At 64.2% G+C, this 21,795-nt stretch carries 19 protein-coding genes; 9 read left to right on the forward strand and 10 right to left on the reverse strand.

Annotation, left to right across the window (positions count from 1 at the left end; all coding sequences use genetic code 11):
* The first annotated feature begins 374 nt into the window (after positions 1-374).
* The 5 genes from ACG2LG_RS05485 to ACG2LG_RS05505 all read left to right on the forward strand — a co-directional run bounded on the left by ACG2LG_RS05485 (position 375) and on the right by ACG2LG_RS05505 (position 8,761).
* Positions 375-3,683 (forward strand): choice-of-anchor D domain-containing protein, encoded by a 3,309-nt coding sequence (locus ACG2LG_RS05485; protein WP_396257047.1) that lies wholly within the window; start codon positions 375-377, stop codon positions 3,681-3,683.
* A gap of 70 nt (positions 3,684-3,753) precedes the next feature.
* Positions 3,754-5,412, forward strand: coding sequence for an arylsulfatase (locus ACG2LG_RS05490; RefSeq protein WP_396257049.1), 1,659 nt, complete (start codon positions 3,754-3,756; stop codon positions 5,410-5,412).
* A 62-nt stretch (positions 5,413-5,474) separates the two neighbouring features.
* Positions 5,475-6,875, forward strand: coding sequence for a glucuronate isomerase (gene uxaC / locus ACG2LG_RS05495; protein ID WP_396257051.1), 1,401 nt, complete (start codon positions 5,475-5,477; stop codon positions 6,873-6,875).
* A gap of 494 nt (positions 6,876-7,369) precedes the next feature.
* Positions 7,370-7,945: a nicotinate (nicotinamide) nucleotide adenylyltransferase gene (nadD, locus tag ACG2LG_RS05500; protein ID WP_396257053.1), complete on the forward strand. Its 576-nt coding sequence runs from the start codon at positions 7,370-7,372 to the stop codon at positions 7,943-7,945.
* Between the two features lie 63 nt (positions 7,946-8,008).
* A complete protein-coding gene (locus ACG2LG_RS05505) occupies positions 8,009-8,761 on the forward strand; it encodes a tetratricopeptide repeat protein (protein ID WP_396257055.1) in 753 nt (250 codons plus the stop codon).
* On the opposite strand, the gene ACG2LG_RS05510 is transcribed toward ACG2LG_RS05505, so the two are convergent.
* Positions 8,745-9,185, reverse strand: a complete 441-nt coding sequence (locus tag ACG2LG_RS05510; RefSeq protein WP_396257056.1) for a deoxycytidylate deaminase — start codon at positions 9,183-9,185, stop codon at positions 8,745-8,747. The genes ACG2LG_RS05505 and ACG2LG_RS05510 overlap by 17 nt on opposite strands.
* Before the next feature lie 98 nt (positions 9,186-9,283).
* On the opposite strand from ACG2LG_RS05510, the gene ACG2LG_RS05515 reads away from it, so the two are divergent.
* A complete protein-coding gene (locus ACG2LG_RS05515) occupies positions 9,284-9,682 on the forward strand; it encodes a Crp/Fnr family transcriptional regulator (RefSeq protein ID WP_396257058.1) in 399 nt (132 codons plus the stop codon).
* On the opposite strand, the gene ACG2LG_RS05520 is transcribed toward ACG2LG_RS05515, so the two are convergent.
* On the reverse strand, positions 9,631-10,383 hold the full coding sequence (locus tag ACG2LG_RS05520; protein WP_396257060.1) for a DUF502 domain-containing protein: 753 nt from the start codon (positions 10,381-10,383) through the stop codon (positions 9,631-9,633). The genes ACG2LG_RS05515 and ACG2LG_RS05520 overlap by 52 nt on opposite strands.
* 100 nt (positions 10,384-10,483) lie before the next feature.
* Here ACG2LG_RS05520 and ACG2LG_RS05525 point away from each other — a divergent pair, with 100 nt between their 5' ends.
* On the forward strand, positions 10,484-12,067 hold the full coding sequence (locus ACG2LG_RS05525) for an arylsulfatase (protein ID WP_396257062.1): 1,584 nt from the start codon (positions 10,484-10,486) through the stop codon (positions 12,065-12,067).
* 267 nt (positions 12,068-12,334) lie between these two features.
* On the opposite strand, the gene ACG2LG_RS05530 is transcribed toward ACG2LG_RS05525, so the two are convergent.
* The 5 genes from ACG2LG_RS05530 to ACG2LG_RS05550 form a co-directional block, all read right to left on the reverse strand.
* Positions 12,335-14,860 carry an ATP-dependent Clp protease ATP-binding subunit gene (locus ACG2LG_RS05530; protein ID WP_396257064.1) on the reverse strand — a complete coding sequence of 842 codons (2,526 nt, stop codon included), beginning with the start codon at positions 14,858-14,860 and terminating at the stop codon, positions 12,335-12,337.
* The gene (locus ACG2LG_RS05535) at positions 14,857-15,981 is read right to left on the reverse strand and encodes a protein arginine kinase (protein WP_396257066.1); all 1,125 of its coding nucleotides are present in this window, start codon (positions 15,979-15,981) and stop codon (positions 14,857-14,859) included. The genes ACG2LG_RS05530 and ACG2LG_RS05535 overlap by 4 nt, the downstream gene beginning before the upstream one ends.
* Complete coding sequence (locus ACG2LG_RS05540; protein WP_396257068.1) at positions 15,978-16,496, reverse strand: UvrB/UvrC motif-containing protein; 519 nt, start codon at positions 16,494-16,496, stop codon at positions 15,978-15,980. The genes ACG2LG_RS05535 and ACG2LG_RS05540 overlap by 4 nt, the downstream gene beginning before the upstream one ends.
* 66 nt (positions 16,497-16,562) lie before the next feature.
* A complete protein-coding gene (ilvE, locus tag ACG2LG_RS05545; protein ID WP_396257070.1) occupies positions 16,563-17,432 on the reverse strand; it encodes a branched-chain-amino-acid transaminase in 870 nt (289 codons plus the stop codon).
* A gap of 52 nt (positions 17,433-17,484) precedes the next feature.
* Positions 17,485-18,039, reverse strand: coding sequence for a hypothetical protein (locus ACG2LG_RS05550; RefSeq protein ID WP_396257072.1), 555 nt, complete (start codon positions 18,037-18,039; stop codon positions 17,485-17,487).
* A gap of 67 nt (positions 18,040-18,106) precedes the next feature.
* Here ACG2LG_RS05550 and ACG2LG_RS05555 point away from each other — a divergent pair, with 67 nt between their 5' ends.
* Positions 18,107-18,688 carry a 5-formyltetrahydrofolate cyclo-ligase gene (locus ACG2LG_RS05555; protein WP_396257074.1) on the forward strand — a complete coding sequence of 194 codons (582 nt, stop codon included), beginning with the start codon at positions 18,107-18,109 and terminating at the stop codon, positions 18,686-18,688.
* Positions 18,689-18,967: 279 nt separating this feature from the next.
* Here the strand turns inward: ACG2LG_RS05555 and ACG2LG_RS05560 are convergent, their stop codons facing one another.
* Positions 18,968-19,354, reverse strand: coding sequence for a Co(2+)/Mg(2+) efflux protein ApaG (locus tag ACG2LG_RS05560; protein WP_396257075.1), 387 nt, complete (start codon positions 19,352-19,354; stop codon positions 18,968-18,970).
* A gap of 73 nt (positions 19,355-19,427) precedes the next feature.
* Here ACG2LG_RS05560 and thiD point away from each other — a divergent pair, with 73 nt between their 5' ends.
* Positions 19,428-20,222 (forward strand): bifunctional hydroxymethylpyrimidine kinase/phosphomethylpyrimidine kinase, encoded by a 795-nt coding sequence (gene thiD, locus ACG2LG_RS05565; RefSeq protein WP_396257077.1) that lies wholly within the window; start codon positions 19,428-19,430, stop codon positions 20,220-20,222.
* Positions 20,223-20,410: 188 nt separating this feature from the next.
* Here thiD and ACG2LG_RS05570 read toward each other — a convergent pair whose 3' ends face one another.
* Positions 20,411-20,809, reverse strand: coding sequence for a YkgJ family cysteine cluster protein (locus ACG2LG_RS05570; RefSeq protein ID WP_396257079.1), 399 nt, complete (start codon positions 20,807-20,809; stop codon positions 20,411-20,413).
* The gene (locus ACG2LG_RS05575; protein ID WP_396257080.1) at positions 20,809-21,585 is read right to left on the reverse strand and encodes an N-acetylmuramoyl-L-alanine amidase family protein; all 777 of its coding nucleotides are present in this window, start codon (positions 21,583-21,585) and stop codon (positions 20,809-20,811) included. The genes ACG2LG_RS05570 and ACG2LG_RS05575 overlap by 1 nt, the downstream gene beginning before the upstream one ends.
* Between the last annotated feature and the right edge of the window lie 210 nt (positions 21,586-21,795).

Here is a 21,795-nt window from a genome sequence, read left to right on the forward strand (position 1 = left end):
GGCCGGGGGCGGGCCTGACAACCCACTGTGGCGCTTCGAGCGGAAAAGCGGCGTGCTTCGATTTTTCGACGGAAACCACCGGCTCCGCCTGGCGTGTGGGTCCGCCGTGATCATCCGACAAGCTGGCACGCGTTCTGCGCATTCTTGACGGTGCGAGTTTCGATTGCCATGCTGCAGGTCATGTTGCTCTCGGAGCATGCGGCCTTGAGCCACCATCCCTCACAAATCCGATTTCAGCGTTTGAGTTTTCAGAATTTCAGAGTTTTCCTAATCATGCTTTTACCCCTCAGCCTGCACTAACGGCTTTCGGCAGGGCCCGTTCCGATGATCCCTGCCATAGCAGTTTCCCTCAAATAATGAGCCCTCCCGTTTCGATGCCCATTCCCAGACTTCCCCTCCGCTTCCGCCTCGCCGCCTGCCTCTGTCTGTTTCCCTCCCTGGCCACGGCCGCGCCCGACTTCGATCTTTTCGGTGGTGCCGGGCTGAATGTGGAAATCACCGTTGGCGCGGCCACCACCAACACCGCCGACGGCACCGATTTCGGAGTCGTGGATATGGATGGGCCGCCTCTCGCGCGAAACTTCCTCATCCGCAACAACGGCGACCAGAACCTGCTCATCGTTGGCAATCCGACGTTCAGTGGGTCCACCGATTTCTCCATCAGCGGACTGCCGCCAACCAACCCGTCCATTGCTCCCGGCGGAAGCGCCATTTTCACGATCACCTTCGATCCCTCCGGCACGGTCACCCGCTCGGCGACCATTGGGATCGTCAACACCTCGGGCGTCAGCGGCGAGAGCCCCTTCACCTTCGCCGTTTCCGGAAAAGGCGTCATCGACCCGCCGGAGATCGTCGTCGAGGGGCGCTCCAGCCCGACCGCCTCCTACCTCAACATCGTCGCTGGCAGCACCTCGACCTCGACCGCCAACGGCACCGACTTCGGCTCGGTGCCCACCGGCACCACCCGCCTTCACCAGTTCCGCATCCGCAACATCGGTGCCGGGCCGCTGACGATTTCCGCCTCCGACGACAGCGACCAGTTCGGCTTCTTTGGTCTCGGCTCGAGCGTCAGCGTCGGCATCAACGACAACTTCGACATCACCTTTCAACCCACCACGCCGGGGACCAAGACCGCGACCTTCACGATCGAGAACAACGACCTCGACGAGGACCCGTTCACCTTCACCCTCACCGGCATCGGCACCGAGCCGGACATCGCGGTCAAGAGCGGACCGCCGAGCTTCATCACCAATATTGTGGATGGGCAGACCATCCCGAGCCCCTCGAACTTCACGGATTTCGGAACCGTCCACGTCGATGATCCGGCACTCACCCGACAGTACCGCATCGAAAACTCGGGAAATGCCACGCTGATCATCGATCAATTCGGGCTGACCGGCCCGGACTCCGGCAGTTTCTCCCTCAGCGGCCTGTCGCCCGGAACCGCCATCGCCCCGGGAGCAAATGTTCCGTTTTCGCTCAGCTTCGATCCCCTCACGGCCGGCCCGAAGTCCGCGACCGTCACTTTCGAAAACAACGACCCGGACGAGGACCCCTACACCTTCGCCATCGGCGGTCTCGCCACCGGCGACCCCGAGATCACCGTGGAGGGAAGCAGCGACGGGGTGACCTACCAGACGCTCACCAGCGGCGCCACCCCCGTGTCCGCCCCGTTCGGCACCTTGTTTCCCGGCACGGCACCCGGAGGCAGCGTCACCCACCCCTTCCGGATCACGAATTCCGGCACCGACACCCTCACCCTGCCGGGAAATTCCAGCGCCTTCGGCTTCGCCATCACCGGCCTCGGGACCTCGCTGGCACCGGGACAGAGCGATGACTTCGACATCACCTTCATCCCGCTCAGCGGCGGCCTCGCCTCGCGCACCGTCAGCCTCGCCAACAACGACGCCGACGAGAACCCCTTCGTCTTCACCCTCGAAGGCACCGGTCTCGGCCCGGAGATCGCCGTCTTGGGCGGCACCCCGCTCTCACCCATCGTCACCGGGGCCACCAACACCTCGACGGTCAACGGCACCTCCTTCGGCAGCGCCTACGTCGATCGCACCACCATCACCCACACTTTCAGCATCCAGAACAGCGGCAGCCAGCCGCTGAACGTGTCGTCGATCAGCCTCAGCGGCCTGCATCCCGGCGATTTCTCGCTTTCCGGGTTTCTCTCCGGTTCCGTGCCCGCCGGGTCCTCGGCGAGCTTCGACGCGACCTTCGACCCCAGCGACTTCGGCACCCGCGCCGCCGTCGTCACCATCGCCAACGACGACTTCAACGAAGGCAGCTACACCTTCGCGATCCGCGGAAACGGCGTCGCGATCCCCGAGATCCTCGTCTCCGGAGCCGCTTCGGGCAACACTCCCGTGGCGATTACCAACGGCGAAAGCCACCTCACCGGCTCCGCCGCGCTCAACTACCAGCCGACCGCGGTGGGCTCGCCGCGGGTCCATGAGTTCAACGTCGAAAACGCGGGCAACACGACGCTGAGCTACACCGTGGCCAGCGACAACCCGGACTTCCAGGTTTCCGCCGGGGCCGGCGGGAGCGTGGGCGTCGGAGGCTCCGACACTTTCACCGTCACCTTCGACCCGGGCACCTACGGCGACCAGACCGCCACCCTCACCCTCGACTCCAACGATCCGCTCCAGGATCCCTTCACCTTCACCCTCGCGGCCACCGGCACCGCCCCGGACATCGCCATTTCAGGAAATGGAATCGACATCCCCGACGGAAGCACCACGCCCAGCGTCGCCAACGGCACCGACTTCGACCAGACGCTTGCCGGCGACTCGATTACACGGGTGTTCCCGATCACCAACCAGGGCAACGCAGTGCTTTTCCTGGGAGCCGCCGGACTTACCGGCGACACCACGAGCTTCAGCTTCGCCCCGATCAATGACGAGGCCCTCGCTCCGGGCGAATCCTACGACCTGCGCATCACCTTCTCGCCCATTGGCACCGGCACGAGGTCCGTCACCTTCTCGGTGGACTCGAGCGATCCGGACGAAGATCCATTCACCTTCGTCCTGACCGGCACCGCCACCCGGGGGATTCAGGTTGCCCCCGACCTCGAAGTCAAAGGGAACGGACTCGTCATCGGCAGTGGCGACACCAGTCCGGCCACCGCCGACGGCACCGACTTCGGCAGTGCGGTCCTCGGTGGAGCCTCGGTCTCGCGGACCTTCGACATGCGCAACCTCGGCAGCGGCATCGGCGGCCCGATCGGCAGCGGCGACCTGACCTCCATTCAGGTCACATGCAGCCATCCGGACGTCTCGATTTCCGGTGCGCCCGCCACCATGCGTCCCGGCGACACCGACAGCTTCACGGTCGATTTTTCGCCCGCCACCCCGGGCCTGCAGCAGGCGGTGATCTCGATCGCCAGCAACGATCCGAACGAGGACCCCTACACTTTCGCCATCGCCCTGCAGGTCGATTCCGCCCCGCCCTCGATTTCGGATTTTTCCATCGTCGGCAGCACCGGCAGCGTCCAAATCCCCACCGAGGCAGGGAAGACCTACACACTGACCAGTTCAACCACCCTGTTGCCCGGTTCATGGCTACCGGTTCCGGGCACTTCGCCGGTGGCGGGCGACGGCAACCCGGCAACCTTCAGCTTCTCCGTGGATCCGGTCACCGATCCCCGCCGCTTCTACCGGGTGGAGGTGGATTGAGCGCGAACGCCACTTCCCCCACCCATACATCGCAAGCGTCGTGCTTGGAACGGCACCGCAAAACACCTCCATGAAACACTGCCCCGCCCTCGCCCCGGCGGTTCTGTTCGCCTGCTTGGGCCTCGTCCTCGCCGACGACCGGCCCAACATCCTCCTCATCATGTCCGATGACATGGGCTACTCGGACATCGGCTGCTACGGGGGCGAGATCGCCACTCCCACGCTCGACCGGCTCGCCCGCGGGGGCCTGCGCTACACCCAGTTCTACAACACCGGGCGCTGCTGCCCGACCCGTGCGTCCTTGCTCACGGGGCTCTACGCCCACCAGGCCGGCATCGGCCAGATGATCCACGACGGCGGACAGCCCGGCTACCGCGGAGACCTCAGCCACAACGCGGTCACCATCGCCGAGCTGCTCAAGACCGCCGGCTACCGCACCTACATGTCGGGGAAGTGGCATGTCACCAAGCAGCTCAAGCCCGACGGCGACAAGTCCAACTGGCCGCGACAGCGCGGCTTCGACCGCTTCTACGGCACCATCATCGGGGCCGGCAGCTTCTTCGATCCGTGGACGCTTACCCGGGACAACCAGGCCATCACGACGGAGAACGATCCGGAATACCAACCCGAGGAGTATTACTACACCGACGCCATCAGCGACAACGCGGTGAAGTTCATCACCGAGCACGGGGAAGAAAGCCCCTTCTTCGTGTACGTCTCGTACACGGCGGCCCACTGGCCGATGCACGCGCTGGAGAAGGACATTGCGAAATACAAGGGCCGTTACGTTGCCGGCTACGAGGTCATCCGCCAGACCCGCTACGAGAAGATGCAGAAACTCGGCGTGATCGGGAACTGGCCGCTGAGCCCCGCTCCCAGGAGATGGTCGGAGGTTCCGGACGACCAGGTCGAGTGGGAAAGTCGGTGCATGGAGGTCTATGCGGCCATGGTCGACAACATGGACCAGGGCATCGGCCGCATCGTTCAGGCGCTGAAGGACGAGGGGCATTTCGAAAACACCCTGATCCTCTACTTCCAGGACAACGGCGGCTGTCATGAGGCGATGGGCCGGAAGAAACCGAAGCACACGCCCAAGCCACGTGAACCGATGGCCCGGGACGAGCTCCAGACCCAGATGAACCCGACACACACCCGCGCCGGCGAGCCCGTGATCAGCGGTCCCGGACAAATGCCCGGGCCGGCGACGACCTACATCGGATACGGCCAGAGCTGGGCGAACGTTTCCAACACCCCGTTCCGCGAGTACAAGTCGAAGAATCACGAGGGCGGCATCGCCACGCCCCTCATCGCCCACTGGCCGGAGGGAATCAAAGCCCGCAACGAACTGCGCCAGCGACCCGGCCACCTGATCGACATCATGGCAACCTGCGCCGAACTTTCGGGGGCCAACTACCCGCAGAAATTCAAAGGACGCCGCATCCAGCCGCTCGAGGGACTGAGCCTGGTGCCAAGCTTCACCAAGGACGAGAACCCGGACCGGATCCTTCTCTTCGAGCACTTCGGCCGGGCGGCCATCCGCCAGGGCAAATGGAAACTCGTGCGGGCGGGGATCAACCAACCGTGGGAACTCTACGACATCGAGCAGGACCGCAGCGAGCTCGACGACCTAAGCGGGAAACTCGGCGGGAAGGCCGCCGAACTCGCCAAACTGTGGGAGTATCACGCCTGGCGCACCCGGATCTTCCCCGCCCCGCACAAGCGCAAGTAGCCCGCAGCTGCCGACAAGGATCCTTGCCGATGGCGGGGCGACCGGTCCAAGCTGTCGCTGCCATGCCTTACCCCGATCAGGATTTCCTGCTCCACTCGCCCACCGCCCGGCGTCTTTTCCACGAGGTTGCGGACGGTCTCCCGATCTACGACTACCACTGCCACCTCGATCCGGCGGAAATCGCCTCGAACCGGCGCTGGGACAATCTCGCCGACATCTGGCTCGGCGGCGACCACTACAAGTGGCGCCTGCTGCGGGCCAACGGTGTCGACGAACGCTACGTCACCGGCGACGGGACACCGGAAGAGAAGTTCCAGGCATGGGCGGCGACCGTCCCCAAGTCCCTGCGGAATCCGATCCACCACTGGTGCCACATCGAGCTGCAACGCTACTTCGACATCGATCTGCTGATCAGCCCCGAGACCGCCGACGAGATCTGGGCGCGGGCCAACGAGCGCCTTGCCGACGAGGACTTCTGCGCGCACGGCATTCTCAAGAAATTCGACGTCCGCATGGTCGGCACCACCGATGATCCGGTGGACCCCCTCGACACTCACCTGAACATCGCCAGCTCCGATCTCGAAACCCGGGTGCGGCCCACCTTCCGCCCCGACAAAGCCTTCTGCGTCGACCAACCCACCGCCTTCAACGCCTGGATCGACCGGCTCGAGGCGATTTCCAATACCGACATCTCCCAGCTCGGCGATCTGCTGACGGCTCTTCGCCGGCGTCATGACGAATTTCACGAGGCGGGCTGCCGCCTGTCGGATCACGGGCTGGAGAACCTGCCCGCCGAGGGCTGCGACGATGCGAATGCCGCGATCATCTTCGAGAAGGCACGCGGCGGGAAGGCCGCGACCGCCGAGGACCGCGCCCGCTTCACCCTCTACCTCATGCTCTTCCTGGGCCGCCTCGATGCCGCCAGGGGGTGGACCAAGCAGCTCCACCTGGGTGCCGCACGGAACGTCAATCCGAAGGGCTTCGAGAGCATCGGTCCCGACGCCGGGTATGACAACATCGGCGACTACCGGCAGGCTCCGGGCATCATCGCCTACCTTGGAGCCCTCGCAGCGGAGGAGTCCCTGCCGAAGGTCATCCTCTACAACCTCAACCCGGCGGACAACTACCTCTTCGCCACGCTTGCCGGGTCCTTCCAGGATGGTTCGGTGGCAGGCAAGATCCAGTTCGGATCCGGCTGGTGGTTCCTGGATCAGAAAGAAGGCATGGAGATGCAGCTCAACGCGCTGTCGGCCACCGGACTGCTGTCCCGGTTTGTCGGCATGCTCACCGATTCACGCTCGTTCCTCTCCTACCCACGCCACGAATACTTCCGCCGCATTGTCTGCAATCTGATCGGAAGCGAGGCGGATCGCGGCGAGTTGCCGGACGACTTCGAACTGTTGGCGGAACTGGTCCGGGCGATCTGCAGCGGTAACGCCGAAAAACACTTCGGCGGCCACTGAAAGCGAAAGACCCCGCCCCGCAGCATACCAGGCTCTCCCCCCAGATCACCCGGCACCCCGACGGGACGAGGCGACCCCGACTATGGCAGCTCGTCGGGGCGCGGCAACACCGATCGGTGCGATGTGACTGAAAGTGGTGGGCAGAGCGGTTGGAGAAGGGAGCGCGCGCTTCATTCCGCCCCGGATGACGAGCCTCCGGGAAATCTAGACTGCGGCGATTCATCGCCGCTTTGATGGAGGCAATTCATCGCCAATGGCCCGGCTCGCATTGAAATGCTTCGCCAAAGCGGCGATGAATCGCCGCAGTCTAGACGGGGATCCCTGCCGGCCTGCGTCGGCCCGGGAGAGAACCACGCAGGAAGAGCGGTTGGCACTCGATTTCCCTCTCCGGCATTGCCGGGGCGGTCCGCCGCTGCTTCGCTCTGAGCGGTAGAACCGACCTGCCGACTCCGGGCGGCGGTCGCCGTCCGCGATGACCCACGAGACCAGCGCCGATGACCCCACCCCAGTCCATCGCCCTCTTCGGCGGCAGCTTCGATCCCGTCCATCTCGGGCACCTGGAAATCGCCCGGCGCTCGGTGGAGGCGACGGGCCTCGATCAGGTCCGGTTTCTCCCCTGCCGCCAGTCGCCCCACAAAAAGGCCGCGCCCGGGGCCAGCGATCAGGACCGGCTGCGAATGCTGGAGATCGCCGTCGCGGACCTGCCGTGGGCGGTGGTCGATGACTTCGACCTCCGATCCCCGGCACCCTCCTACTCGGTGCGCACCGTGCTCCACATGCGGCAGGAATTCCCCGATGCCCGGCTGTTCTGGATCGTCGGGCTGGACCAGTGGCTGGCCCTGCCACAGTGGCGCGATCCCGAGATCCTCGCCGCGCACCTCGAGTTCCTCGTCTTTTCGCGGGAGGGGGTTCCGGTGCCACGCCCGGGCTGGCGGATGCAGCGGGTTGCCGGCGACCACCCGGCCTCGGCGACCCGGATCCGTGAGGCCCTGAGGCAGGGCGACGAGATCCCGCCGTGGCTTCCGCAAGGCGTGCTCGATTACGTCCGCAGGCACCGTCTCTACACCTGAAGCCACTTCTTGCGGTTTTCGCCACAGCCATCTACAGTCCCGCCAGCGATTCCCGAAAAAGCCATGAAACTTCTGCCTCTGCTCCTGATTCTCCTCACCGCCATCGCGCCGGTGGCCGCCCAAGACAACGACAAGCCCGAGAAAAGACTCCAGGGCTGGGAAGAGGACTTTCTCAACCTTCCGGAAGATCGCCGCAAGGAGTTCGCCGAACGCATCAACAAGGCACGCGAGCTGTTCGGACAGAAGCGGATCTTTGAAACCATCGAGGAACTGAAGGCCGCCGAGAAGATCTTCGCCGACTCCCCCGACGTCGAAAACATGCTCGGCGCCTGCCAGGTCGAGTTCCGTGCCTTCGACAAGGCGATGGAGCACTTCGACCGCGCCAACTCGCTGTCACCCGGGAATGCCAGCGTGCTCTTCAACATCGCGGAAGTCCACTTCGTCACCAAGAACTGGACCGAGGCCGAGCGCAACTTCGAGCGGGTCCTGGCCCTCGTCGAAGACGACGAAAAGCAGAAGGCGCTCTACCACCTGACCGAGTTCAAGCTCATGCTGTGCATGATCAAGAGCGGCAAGCTCGATGAAGCACGCAAGATGGTCGGCAAGTACGACTTCATGGTCGACACCCCGTTCCCCTTCTACGCCGAGGCCGCCATTGCCTACCACGATGGCGACGACCTGAAGGCCGAAGCGGCCCTCGCCCGCGCCTCACGGGTCTTCCGCAATCCGCAACTGCTGGCCCCGTGGCACGACACCCTGATGGAGTTCGGCTACATCAAGAGCTTCTACGGCGGCGACCTTATTGAGGAGGAATAGCCTCCGCTCCGGGGTGGTGCTCGATCTGCCCGAGCCGGATCCCGTAAAGCTCCGCAATTTCCGGGGCATCGGACGCCTTGTAAATGTCGCGGTAGTAGATTTCACGGACACCGTAGGCGCACAGCGTCTGCATGCACGCGGTGCACGGCATGGTCGTGCTGGCCACCAGCCTCACCTCTCCCCGCTTGAACAGGCTGCACAGGTTGATCTCGGCGTGCAGCATGAACTTCTGCCGGGCGTCCCGGTCGTCCCAGAAGCCTTCGGGAGCATCGAAGCCCGGGGCGAGTCCGTTGTAGGCGGTCGCGATCACCCGGTTGTCGAAGTCCAGCGCCGCAGCTCCCACCTTGCGGAACGGATCCTCCGAGCGCAGCGACGCGACATGCGCCAACGCCATCGCATATTCCGGAATCGAAATCCTTCCCACGCCCCGGACTCAACCGTCTCCGCCGGGCGCCGTCAATGCGCCATACTCGTCACAATCAGCGGCTTGCCGCCACGACAGGAAAAAGCATCCTCCGCCGAATGACCTCACTCCTCGAAATTGCCAAGGATGCACCCGTCGTCTCCATCCCGAAGGGAGATGTGCTGCTGCAGCAAGGGAAAGTGGGAAACCGGATCTTCATCCTCAAGCAGGGGGCCGTCCACATCACCCGGGACGGCACCTCGATCTGCACCATCAAGAGTCCCGGTTCGGCATTCGGGGAAATCTCCACCCTGCTCGGGATCCCGTCGACCGCCACCGCCACGGCGACCGCGGATTCCTCCTTCGTCGTCATCGACAACCCGCTGGACACCCTGAAGCAGAACCCGGAGTTCTGCCTGGAAATTGCCAAGTTGCTGGCCCACCGGCTGCGCTGGCTGACGATGACCTACTCGGAGGAAATCGACGACGGCGAGTCGGTCTTCTGGGCTTCCCGCTGAGCTTCGACGGAAACCGTCCCGGGTGGCGCGACGAGGCCCGCCGAGAGGATCAGCTTGCTGGCCTCCTCGAGCGACATCTTGGACGCATGCACCCGCTCGTCCTCGACAATCACCACGAACCCGGTGAGCGGATTCGGCGATGTCGGCAGGAACACCGAGGTCACGTCCTTGCCGAGATGGGGGTCGTGGAAGTTCCCGGTCACGAAACCCAGCAACCGGCAACCGGGCGACGGGTACTCGACATAGGCCACCCCCTTGAACTTGCGTTCGGCACCCAGCCCCTTGAGGGCATCGACCAGCTGCTTGATCGACGAGTAGATGAATCCCAGCAGCGGAAGCCGACGGATTTTCGACTCGACCCAGTGCAGGAGATGTCGGCCGAGGGCGTTGGTCACCGCGAAACCGACCGCAAACACGATGATCACCGGCAGCAGCGCCAGCACCAGGTTCGAGCCGGGAAACTTGAACGACCAGGCGTCCACCGAGTCAGGCGCCACGCCACGCAGCCAGTTGAGGAACTGGAAGACCCCGGCGATGATGCCCCCGCCGAGATCGCCGAGAATCCGGTAGATCACCACCAGCAACCACGCGGTCGCCAGCACCGGCACCACGGAGGCAACACCGGCAAGAAGCGTGCTGAAAGTACGACGAAGACGCGGATGCGCCGGGCTCGCTTCCCCTTCGTGAAATTCGTCGTCCATCGGAGGCCTGCATCAAAGTTCAGCCTCTCCCGATTTGCAAGAATCGCCAGAAACGGCAATTGAAGTTTCCTCCCCGCCCGCTGTCATGGGGTTCAACACCATGAATCGACTCCCGATGCCCCTCGCCCTCGTTCTGGCGATCCTTTTTCTGCCGGTCGCCACGGCGGAGCCCCGCCCGAATTTCCTGGTCATCCTGACCGACGACCTCGGCTACTCCGATCTCGGATGCTACGGATCGGAGATCGACACCCCGGTGCTCGACCGACTCGCACGGAACGGCCTGCGATTCTCCAACTTTTACAACACCGCCAAGTGCCACTCCTCGCGGGTCTCACTCCTCACCGGTCGCTGGTGCCGCCAGGCCGGTGACGAGAAGATGAACCGGGCGGTGACGCTCCCCGAAGTCCTGCGCCCGGCCGGCTACTTCACCATGATGACCGGCAAGTGGCACCTTTCCAAGGAACCGACCGACTTCGGCTTCGACCGCTACTTCGGCCACCTCTCGGGAGCGACCGACTACTTCCTGGGCGACAAGACCTTCCGCCTGAACGGCAAGCCGTGGAAGGTTCCCGCCGAGGATTTCTACACCACCACCGCCAAGGTCGACTTCGCCCTCGGGTTTCTCAAGGAAGCCCGTGAGACCGGAAAACCGTGGTTCCTCTATCTCGCCTTCAACGCCCCGCACGCCCCGATCCAACCCCTCGAGGAAGACTACCGGAAATACCGCGATCGCTACCAGGTCGGCTGGGATGCCATCCGCGACCAGCGCATCGCCCGGCAACGAGAGCTCGGCTTGTTGGCACCGGGCACCCAGCCCTCACCCCGCCCCGGTCACCTGCCCGCCTGGGACTCGGTCAACGCCGAGATCCGCGGGTGGGAAAGCCGCCGGATGGCGGGCTACGCGGCGCTCATCGACCGGGTCGACCAGGAACTCGGCCGACTGGTCACCGATCTCGATGCCTCCGGCGAGCTCGACAACACAGTGATCATCTTCTTCAGCGACAACGGGGCCTGCCCCTACGACCGACATAGCAAGGGCATGGACAAGGCCCCTTACGAGCCCGGGGCAACCCGCTGGTCGGACAGCACCGGCTGGGCATGGGCCCGCAACGCACCCTTCCGTTTCTACAAGCAGAACCAGTTCGAGGGCGGCGTCGCCACTCCCGCGATCGTCCACTGGCCCGCCGGATTGAAGGCGAAGCCCGGCTCGATCGATGCCACCCCGGCGCACCTGGTTGACATCCTGCCGACACTGGCGGAACTCGGGCAGGCCGAGATTCCCGATGACTTTCCCGGTCGCGAACCCACGCCCCTCGCCGGGGTTTCGCTCGCCCCGGTGCTCGCCGGGAAGAGCCTTCCCGAACGACCGCCCATTCACTTCCTTTTTGCCTCCGACCGGGGCCTCCGCGACGGCGACTGGAAGCTCGTTTCCTTCCGCAGTGGGCCATGGGAACTCTACAATCTCGCCAAGGATCCGACCGAACTGAACGACCTTGCTGCCGATGAACCGGAGCGCTTGGAAAGGATGGTTTCCGAGTGGCACCGCATGACCCGGGAAGACCTCCTGATGCCGGACAAAGCCAACCCACCGGTCAAGACCGGGAGCAGCCCGAAGATCCACCCCGAGTGGTCCGACTACAGCGGCCGGAACGGCCCCGTCACCACCCGACGCCGCAAGCGCTAGTGTAGGCCGCCTTACAGACGAGCGATTATCTGCCAAGGCTGAATCGTGCCGAATACCGCGGATTCAGGGGATTGAACGGATTACGCAGATTTTCTGGACTCTTAAAATCTGCGAAATCCCCTTAATCTGCGGTTCCCAAAACTACCAATCTGTTGGACGGGCTACACTAGCGTGGCCCGCCTTGCAGGCAGAGAATGATCTTCCGGGCCTCCAAAGACCCTTGCTCACCGCCGGCCCGGTCGCGCATGCCAAATCCAACTTCGGCGATCAGACCCCGGCCTCGTCGGGTTCCGGCTTGGCTTCGACGGGCTCGAAGGTGAGTTCCTCGGCGCCCTCGGCACAGACCACCCGCACGGAATCGCCGGCCTTCACGTCGCCACGCAGGAGCGCTTCGGCCAACGGGTCCTCGAGGTATTTCTCCACCGCGCGACGCATCGGACGTGCCCCGTAGTCGGGATCGTAGCCCTTCCCGACGAGCAGGTCCCGCGCGGTGCTGTCGAGCGCCATGGTGATCTCCTTCTCAAGCAGGCGATCGGAGAGCTTGTTGACCTCGAGGTCGATGATTTGGTCGAGATCCTTCTTCTCGAGCATGTGGAAGACGACGAGATCGTCGAGGCGGTTCAGGAACTCGGGGCGATAGTGCTTCTTCGCTTCTTCCATGATCTTCTCCTTCATCCCCTCGAAGTCGGCTTCATCCTCGGCCATCGCACCGAAGCCGAGCGAAGTCTGGCGCTTCACCGTCGTGGCCCCGACATTGGAGGTCATGATGATGATCGTGTTGCGAAAGTCGATCTTGCGACCGAGTGAGTCGGTAATCATCCCCTCTTCCAGAATCTGGAGCAGAAGGTTCATCACATCCGGGTGGGCCTTTTCGATTTCGTCGAAAAGCACCACCGAATACGGCCGACGGCGGACGGCCTCGGAAAGTTGTCCACCCTCCTCATACCCGACGTAGCCGGGAGGCGACCCGATCAGGCGACTCGAAGTGAACTTCTCCATATACTCCGACATGTCGATCTGGATCAGCGACTCGGGATCGCCGAACATGAACTCGGCGAGATTGCGGGCGAGGTAGGTCTTGCCGACACCCGTCGGCCCGAGGAACAGGAACGAGCCGATCGGCCGGCGCGGATCCTTGAGGTCGGCCCGCGAGCGGCGCAGGGCCTTGGAGATGGCGATCACCGCCTCGTCCTGGCCGATCACCCGTCCCTTCAGCTCGTCCTCCATCTTGAGCAGCTTCGCAGCTTCCTTCTCCTCCATCCGCTGGAGCGGCACACCGGTCCACTTCGACACGACCGCCATGATCTCGTCTTCGCCGACGTTGACGACGGTCTCCTCGGAATTCGAGCGCCACTCGTTGATGGTCTCCTCGAGTTCCTTCTTCGCGGTCTTTTCCTGGTCGCGCAACGCGGCGGCCTTTTCGAAATCCTGCTCGCCGATCGCGGCAATCTTCTCGCGGTTGATCTCCTCGATCTTCTGCTCGAACTCCTTGATCGAGGGCGGGCGGGTCATCTGCCCGATGCGGGCGCGGGCCCCGGCCTCGTCGAGCACGTCGATCGCCTTGTCCGGAAGGTAGCGGCCGGTCAGGTAGCGGGAGGTCAGGCGCACCGATGCCTCGACGGCTTCCGGAGAGAACTCGGCCTTGTGGTGGCTCTCATACTTGTCCTGGAGCCCCTTCATGATCTCGATCGCGTCCTCAATCGAAGGCTCCTCGACCTTGACCTGCTGGAAGCGCCGCTCAAGCGCGGCGTCCTTCTCGATGTACTTGCGGTACTCGTTGAGCGTGGTGGCACCGACGACCTGCAACTCCGCGCGGGAGAGCGCCGGCTTGATGATGTTCGAGGCATCCATCGCGCCCTCGGCGGAACCGGCTCCGACGATGGTGTGGAGCTCGTCGATGAAGAGAATCACGTTCTTCACCTTCTTGATTTCGTCCATCACCGCCTTGATCCGTTCCTCGAACTGGCCACGGTACTTGGTCCCGGCCACCATCAACGCGAGGTCAAGGGTCACCACCCGCTTGTCGCGCAGCAGTTCCGGCACGTTGCCGTTGGCGATTTCCTGGGCCAGGCCCTCGACGATGGCCGTCTTGCCGACGCCGGCCTCGCCGATGAGCACGGGATTGTTCTTGGTCCGGCGGCAAAGAATCTGGATCACCCGCTCGATCTCGCCTTCCCGTCCGATCACCGGATCGAGTTCGTCATCGGAAGCCATCTTGGTCAGGTCGCGACCGAAGGCCTTGAGCGCGGGCGTCTTGGTCTTGCCCTCGGGGCCGCCGCCACCGACGTCGCCCTCGATGCCGTCGTCGTCGAAGACATCCAGATCGTCATCATCGTCCTCGTCCCCGTCGGGGCTGAAGTTCGGATCGATCTCGGCGAGGATCTCGTTGCGGGTGCGCTGGATGTCGACCTCCATGCGACGCAGCACCCGGGCGGCGACGCCCTCACCTTCGCGCAGCAGGCCGAGCAGGATGTGCTCGGTGCCGACGTAGCTGTGGTTCAGCGCCTTGGCCTCCTTGTTGGCGAGAGCCAGCACCTTCTTCACCCGAGGGGTGTAGGGGATGCTGCCGGAAACCTTCTGGCCGTTGCCGGTGCCGACTTCCTTCTCGACCTCCATGCGAACGGTTTCCAGATCGAGGCCCATGCGTTCGAGCACGTTGACCGCCACGCCTTGCCCCAGCTTGATCAGGCCGAGCAGCAGGTGCTCGGTGCCGACGTAGCTGTGGTTGAAGCGATCCGCTTCCTTGCGGGCGAGGGCGAGAACCTGCTGCGCTCTGGGAGTGAAATTGTTCATGCGATTCCGAGGTCGGGAGAGTCGTCATCACCCTCCTGTTTCTTGATTGTATGAATATCAGGGGCTTCGAGGGTTTGCAACCGGGAGCGGATGATTTCGGCACGGATCCCGTCCCTTTCCTCCGCTCCGAGCTTCTTCCCGTTCTGGATCTGAAGGTGCGCCGGCTGGATTTCCATCAGCAATTCATCGCACATCAGGACCGATTCCTCGGGGAAAAATCCGAGATCGCCCCCGAGCCGGATCAGCGAGAGATGGTTGAGCGCCTCCTTCGATTCGATGATCCACGCATGCCGTAAAACCCCGTAGGCCCGGCCGACCTTGTCACAGACCATGTCCGGATCGTCCTCGAGGAGTTTCTCCCGGGCGTTGCGCTCGTGCTTCGCGACCTGGGCAATGACCCGTTCGAGCCGCCGCAGGATGGTCGCCTCGCTTTCTCCGAGGGTGGATTGATTCGAGATCTGGAAAAGGTTGCCGAGCGATTCGGTGCCCTCGCCGAAAATCCCACGCACCGCGAGGCCGATCTTGCCGACGGCCTGAAGCACCTGGCCGATCTGGTCGCTGATGACCAGGGCCGGCAGATGGAGCATCGCCGAAGCCCGCAGGCCGGTTCCGAGGTTGGTCGGGCAGGTCGTCAGATACCCGAGCTCCGGGTCGAAGGCATACTCGACGGCTTCCGCGACTTCATTGTCGAAGGCATCGAGCATCTCGTAGGCCGAGGACAGATCGAGTCCGGGGCGGATCGCCTGCATGCGCAGGTGGTCCTCCTCGTTGAGCATCACCGCCACCTCCTGGCGGCGCTCGATGATCGCGGCGCTGCCCTCGCCGCGCGCGGCGTGCTCGCGACTGATCAGGTGGCGCTCGACCATCACCTGCTTCTGCACGGAACTCAGCGAGTCGAGCGTCTTCGAAAATCCGTCGCGCATGCAGGAGAGCCCCTCGATGGTCGGGCGGAGCTCCTCAAGCACCTGCTGTCGCTGTTCCTTTCTGGCCCAGCCGGGAAAGGGAACGCCGGCGAGGTTGCGCGCGAGCCGGATGCGCGAGGTCAGCACGACCGCGTTGTCGGCACCCTTCCCGGTCATCCAATCGGCCGGGTGCTTCAGCAATGTGGAAAACCTCATCATGAGGGCGTCTCCGAATTGGCCATCGATTCCTCGATCTGCCGGATCTCGTCGCGCAGCCCGGCAGCCTCCTCGTAGTTCTCGGCCGTCACCGCCTGGTCCAGACGCTCCTGCAGCTCCCCGAGTCGCAGCTTGCGCTGGCGCATCTCCATCAATCCATCAGGCACCTTGCCGCAATGCGAAGCTCCCTTGTGCATGCCGCGGATCATGTCCTTGACCTGATCGCGAAACGCCTCGTAGCACGCACCGCAGCCGAAGCGGCGGATGCGCTTGAGGTCATCGAGCGTGAAGCCGCATTCCGGGCAGGCGCGGCCCTGCCCCGGCGGCCTTGGGATCGCCGTCGCGACCCCATGCTCCCCGCCACCGCCGAGCAGCAGGTCGGCCAGCGCGAAGCCGGTCGGGTCGGTCACCCCGGTTTCCGCCGCGCACTCGTTGCAAAGGACCACCTTCTTGACCTTGCCACCGACCAATTGGGTGAGGTGAACCTTCGCAGGCTTGCCGCATTTGTCGCAATCCATGAACGACTCCAAGCTAAATCGGGGCCACACGATTGCGAAAGGAAAAGCACGTCACATGCCGAAAAATCAGCCGATCGGCGTCCCGGTGCTGCGGGTCTCCTCGTGGAATGCCTTGATCAGGCGGGCCGTCACGGGTCCCGGGCAGCCTTCGCCGATCCGCCGGCCGTCCAGGGTCTTCACCGGAATCACCTCGGCGGCGGAGCCGGTGAGGAAGCACTCGTCGGCCGTGTAGATGTCATAGCGGGTCACCGAACGCTCGCTCACGGGAAGTCCCTCCCTGCGGGCGAGATCGAGGATCACCTGACGGGTGATGCCATCGAGCGCCCCATCCGAGACCGGCGGGGTCCGGAGTTCGCCACCCCTGACCACGAACAGGTTGTCACCGGTGCATTCGGCGACGTAGCCCTGCTCGTTGAGCATCACGCCCTCCATCGCCCCGGCCTGGAGCGCTTCGACCTTGGCCATGATGTTGTTCAGGTAGTTGAGCGACTTGACCTGGGGCATCAGGGCGGCGGGCGACGGTCGCCGGGTCGAGCAGGTCGCCACCGCCATGCCGTCGCGGTAGCACTCCTCCGGGTAGAGAGAGATCGTCGAGGCGATGATGAACATGCTCGGCGTCTTGCAAAGGAGGGGATTCAACCCCAGGCTCCCGCTCCCGCGGGTCACCACCAGCCTCACGTAGCCGTCCTCGAGTTGGTTCGCGCGAATCGTTTCCAGCACGTAGTCGATGACCTCCCCGGCACTCCATGGCATCTCCAGCAGGATCGCGCGTGCCGAGTCGAACAAGCGCTTCACGTGCTCCTCGAGCCGGAATACCCGGCCGCTGTAGAATCGCAGCCCTTCAAAAACACCGTCACCATACAGCAGGCCGTGGTCGAACACCGAGATCCTCGCCTCGGACTCGTCGACCAGCTTTCCGTCCAACCAGACTTTCATCGTGCGCGAAGCCTAGAAGCGGCGGCGGGACTGGCAAGCATGCGCTTCGTCCTCAAGGCAACTCGCCGCTGGCGGGCGAGTCCTTCTTCCGGGGATCCTTGACGTCGGTCAGCAGTTTCCAGTCGAGACGGCCGTGGTCGAGGCGCTGCAACTCGCTGGCATACACCGCATCCTCGTTGTGCGGATCGAGTTCGGCCGAGAGGTCGATGAAGAACCGGGCCAGCAGGACGTTCTCCGCCCCACCCTGCTGCTTGAGCACCTCGGCCCGGGTGAACAAGAGTCGCGCCAGCACCTCGGAGCTGTATTCACCCTCGATCGGCTGGGGCACGACTCCGCGCGACAACTGATAATTTGCGACCAGGGCCCGCCGGTTCCGCGGGGCCAGATGCAGCGAGAGCGCCAGATGGCGCCGGGCGACCTCGAGCGATGCGGCCGACGCCTTGGCCTTGGCAACCTCGTTGACCGCGTGGATCGCCAGGTTGTTGGCATACTCCTCGCGCTCGCGGTCGAGCATTCCGAGATCATCGGAAAACACGCCGGCGCCCACCCGGGGCTCGATCCACACGAACGGCGCCTTCTCGGCGGCGATGCCGCAGGGCCAGGCCATCAAGAGACCAATCGCCGCTTGTCCGATCCGAAACACGAGGGCTATCTCTCCCTCCGCAAAGGTCTGAATGCAAGCGGCAACTCCACCCGGCAACAACGACAAGACAAGCTGGCGCAGCTTCCTTCGCGGCCGTCTGCAGGGGCTCGACACCATCGAGGCGCAGTCGGCCTCGATCCGCCGTCACCTCTCGGCCCACCTCGAAACCCTGCCGGACTCGCGTATCGCCTCATTCGCCGCAATGCCCGGCGAGCCCGATCTCACTCCGCTGGTCGAGGCTTCGCGCCACCAATGGCATTTTCCGCGGATCGACGGCGACCACCTCCACTTCCATCACGTCAGCAGGCTCGGCGAACTCGAAGCCGGCACCTACGGCATCCGCACCCCGCGGGCGGACCTCCCCGAGATGGTGATCGAGGACATCGATCTGGTGCTCGTCCCGGGCCTCGGCTTCGGTCGAGACGGTTCCCGACTCGGTCGCGGACGGGGCTACTACGACCGGGTGCTGGCCCGCCTGCGCCCCGGCGTCCCCCGCATCGGCGTCGCTCTCATCGAGCAGCTCGTCGATCGCGTTCCGACCGAAAGCCACGACATTCCGATGACCCACCTCCTCACAGCGGATGGAATGATGCGACTCGGGGAGCAGGACTGACCGGCCCGAAGGGTCGAGAGAACAAAGCCTGGTGCCAACGGCCCCAGGATGGGACAGCCACCCCACAATCCCGCGGCCTGAAAGGTCGCAAGAAGGCTTCTCGCGACCCTTGGGGCCGCATCACCCTTTCATCGTCCGCAACCAAGGGCCTTGCCCTTGGCTTTGTTCTCATGGCCCTGCGGGCCATTTCCGGATTCCAGTTCCCGGCTCTTCGCCTTCAGTCTTCGCTCGTCACTCCTGGCTCCTCGCTCCCGGCTCCTCACTCCTCGCTCCCGGCTCCTAAACCCACCCCGGCACCTCGAGACGAAACTCGGGAATCCGGGCGAAGACCCAGCGTCCATCTCCCGTCCGGCCGAAAAACGCGCCTTCGACCACCGCATCCGCAGCCGTCACGTGGTAGCTGTTGTAGGAAAAATGCGCCCCGGGCTCGATCGTCGGGGTCTGCCCGACCACCCCGTCGCCCTCGACCACGGTCATCTCCTCGCCTTCCTGCACCACCCACTTGCGGCCCTTGATCGTCACCGTCTCGGTCGACTCATTGTGAATCGAGATGAAATAGACGAAGGGATGCGGCTTCTCCTCCGGCGCATCCAGCGTCGGCATGTAGATCACGTCGTCCACCGTGACGCGCAGCTCCTTGAGTTCGTCCATCCCCGGCAGTCTCACGACAGCGCCGACCTTTTGCCAAACTCAAAGCAGATTCCTTTGCGTCTCGGCGTGATTACGGTTCCCTCTCCCCATGCACTCCCCGCCCGTCGCCCTCACCATCGCCGGCTCCGACTGCTCCGCCGGCGCCGGACTCCAGGCCGACCTCAAGACCTTCCAGCACTTCGGCGTCCACGGCCTCACCGCCGCCACCTGCATCGTGGCGGAGACCCCGAACGAGGTGCGCTCCATCGAAGCCGTCCCACCCGCCATGCTCCAGGACCAGATCGAGATCCTGCTCGAGAGCTACCCGGTCGCCGCGATCAAGACCGGCATGCTCTTCTCCAAGCCCCACGTCGTGGCCGTCGCCGAGATCCTCACCCGCCACCCCGCGATCCAGCTCGTCGTCGATCCCGTCATGATCGCCTCCACCGGCGACCCCCTGCTGCAGAAGGACGCCATCGACGCCTACCACACCCGGCTCCTGCCCCTCGCCGACCTGATCACGCCCAACCTCGACGAGGCGTCTGAACTCGACGGTAATCCCCTTTCCTCCGAGTCCGAAATCGAGGCGGCGGCCGAGCGACTCGCCGACCGCTTCGACACCGGCGTGCTCCTCAAGGGCGGCCACCTCCCCGGCGATGAATGCGGTGACTTCCTTCACCACGATGGCAAGGGGCAATGGTTCCGCAGCCCGAGGATCGACACCCCCGCCACCCACGGCACCGGTTGCACCCTGTCGGCCGCTATCACGGCCGGTCTGGCCCGGGGCCAATCGATGACAGAAGCCGTTGCCGCCGCCAAGGCCTACCTCAACGACACCCTCTCAAACGCCCTTCAGTGGGGCGACCTCGCGATGCTGAACCAGGGACTTGGATTACCCAGGTGAGAGCCAGGCGATCGAAGGTCTGAAGGTCCAATGTCAAAAGTCCTCTGGTTCAAAAGTTTGCGAGCATTCCTTACGCGTGATGGATTCTGACTTTGGACTTTCAGACCTTCGACCTTCAGACCGGGGCACCAGCGTGAAGAAGTGCCATTCGGGCCAGGCGGAACAGCAAGACCACCGGCCAAGCCCATCTAACCGCCTTTGACCAAACCCAACCGCTCCGCTTCGTCCATCGGGATTGGCGCGGCCTCGCAGAGCTTTCTCCAACCGGGAAAGTTCCAGTAGTTCGGAAATCCGGCGCACTGTTTTGGCTTCACTTCGTGGATGCGGCAGCCGCCGTCCTTGAGCATGATACAGGAATGGTCCTCGCGCTCGATCAAGGACAGGCCCTGCCGGTTGCTCCGCAGGCGGGTGTAGCGCTTGAGGAACTGCGCTTCACTCATGCCGAGAAAGTCCGCCATGCGTTGGATTTCCTCGTCCTCGATCCGCACGTCGCCGGGCCAGCGGCAGCACGCGGTGCAGCGCTGGCAGACGTACCATGTATCGGGATCAAGGAGGACGTCCCGATTTGAAGGCGTACCGTGACTCATCAGCGACTCGCCATTTGCTGGGCTTGGGCCGCCTTGTAGTAGCCGTTCACCTTCGACTGAAAGGCGCGCCACTTGCGCCCGGGGCGGCCGTTATCGAGGAGGAAGTGCGGGCAGTTCTTGTGCGGCTTGCTGACGCCCCGACGCGGCCAGTGGTAGTGCGGCACCACGCGGTTCAGCGGGATCCCGTGCTGGTGCATCAGGTAGGCGGTCAGACGGGCGGTCCGGTTGATCGTCGTATTCAGGTCCGATCCGCGCTCCTCGCACATCTCGATGCCGATCGAGTAGCGGTTTCCCGGACCGTCGAAGTCCGCGTGCTCGCCCTGCTCGTTGGTCGGCATGTGCTGGATGGCCGCGTGCTCATCGACCGTGAAATGCCAGATCAGGTAGCCGATGCGGTTGCCGCCACGGCGCTTCGGCGCGCGCAGGGCGCCGCGCTTGAGGGCGAGGGCGTGGCGCTCGGCGTCGGCCGTGTAGTTCTGCGTCGAGTGGATGGTGATGTAGCGCGGCGTCATCCGGCGGACGACCTTTCTCCCATGAGTGCCGCGCGGAACCATGTCCTGCTTGAGGTTCACCGAGCGCAGCAACGCCGCCGAGCCCTGCTGGCTGCTGGCTGCCTGGGAGACCTTCTGGGGGTTCGTCACCCCCACCGGAGTCTGCCGGTGACTGCCCCACACCGGCACGCTCTCGTCGCTGTAACCCGCGACCGGTCCCATCTTGGTGCACTGCGATCCACAGAGCACGACCAGGAGGGTGGCCGGGATGATCAGCGCCTTCATTTGGGAAACCGTAACATCTTCCCCACCGAGGGGAAGCAAGGATTCCGACGCCTTATCGCGCGGGTTTGTTCAATCCAAGTCCGTCCGAAACGCCCGCAAGGCGCTTCCCAGGCTCGACGATGCCCGCAGGGAAAGCGTCAAAGGCCTGAAGGCCCAAGGTCGAACGTCCTCCAATTCAGCCGTCGATGATCCAATCACGCCGCTCGCCAC

This window comes from Haloferula sp. A504 (assembly GCF_044385805.1).
Lineage (GTDB): Bacteria > Verrucomicrobiota > Verrucomicrobiia > Verrucomicrobiales > Akkermansiaceae > Haloferula.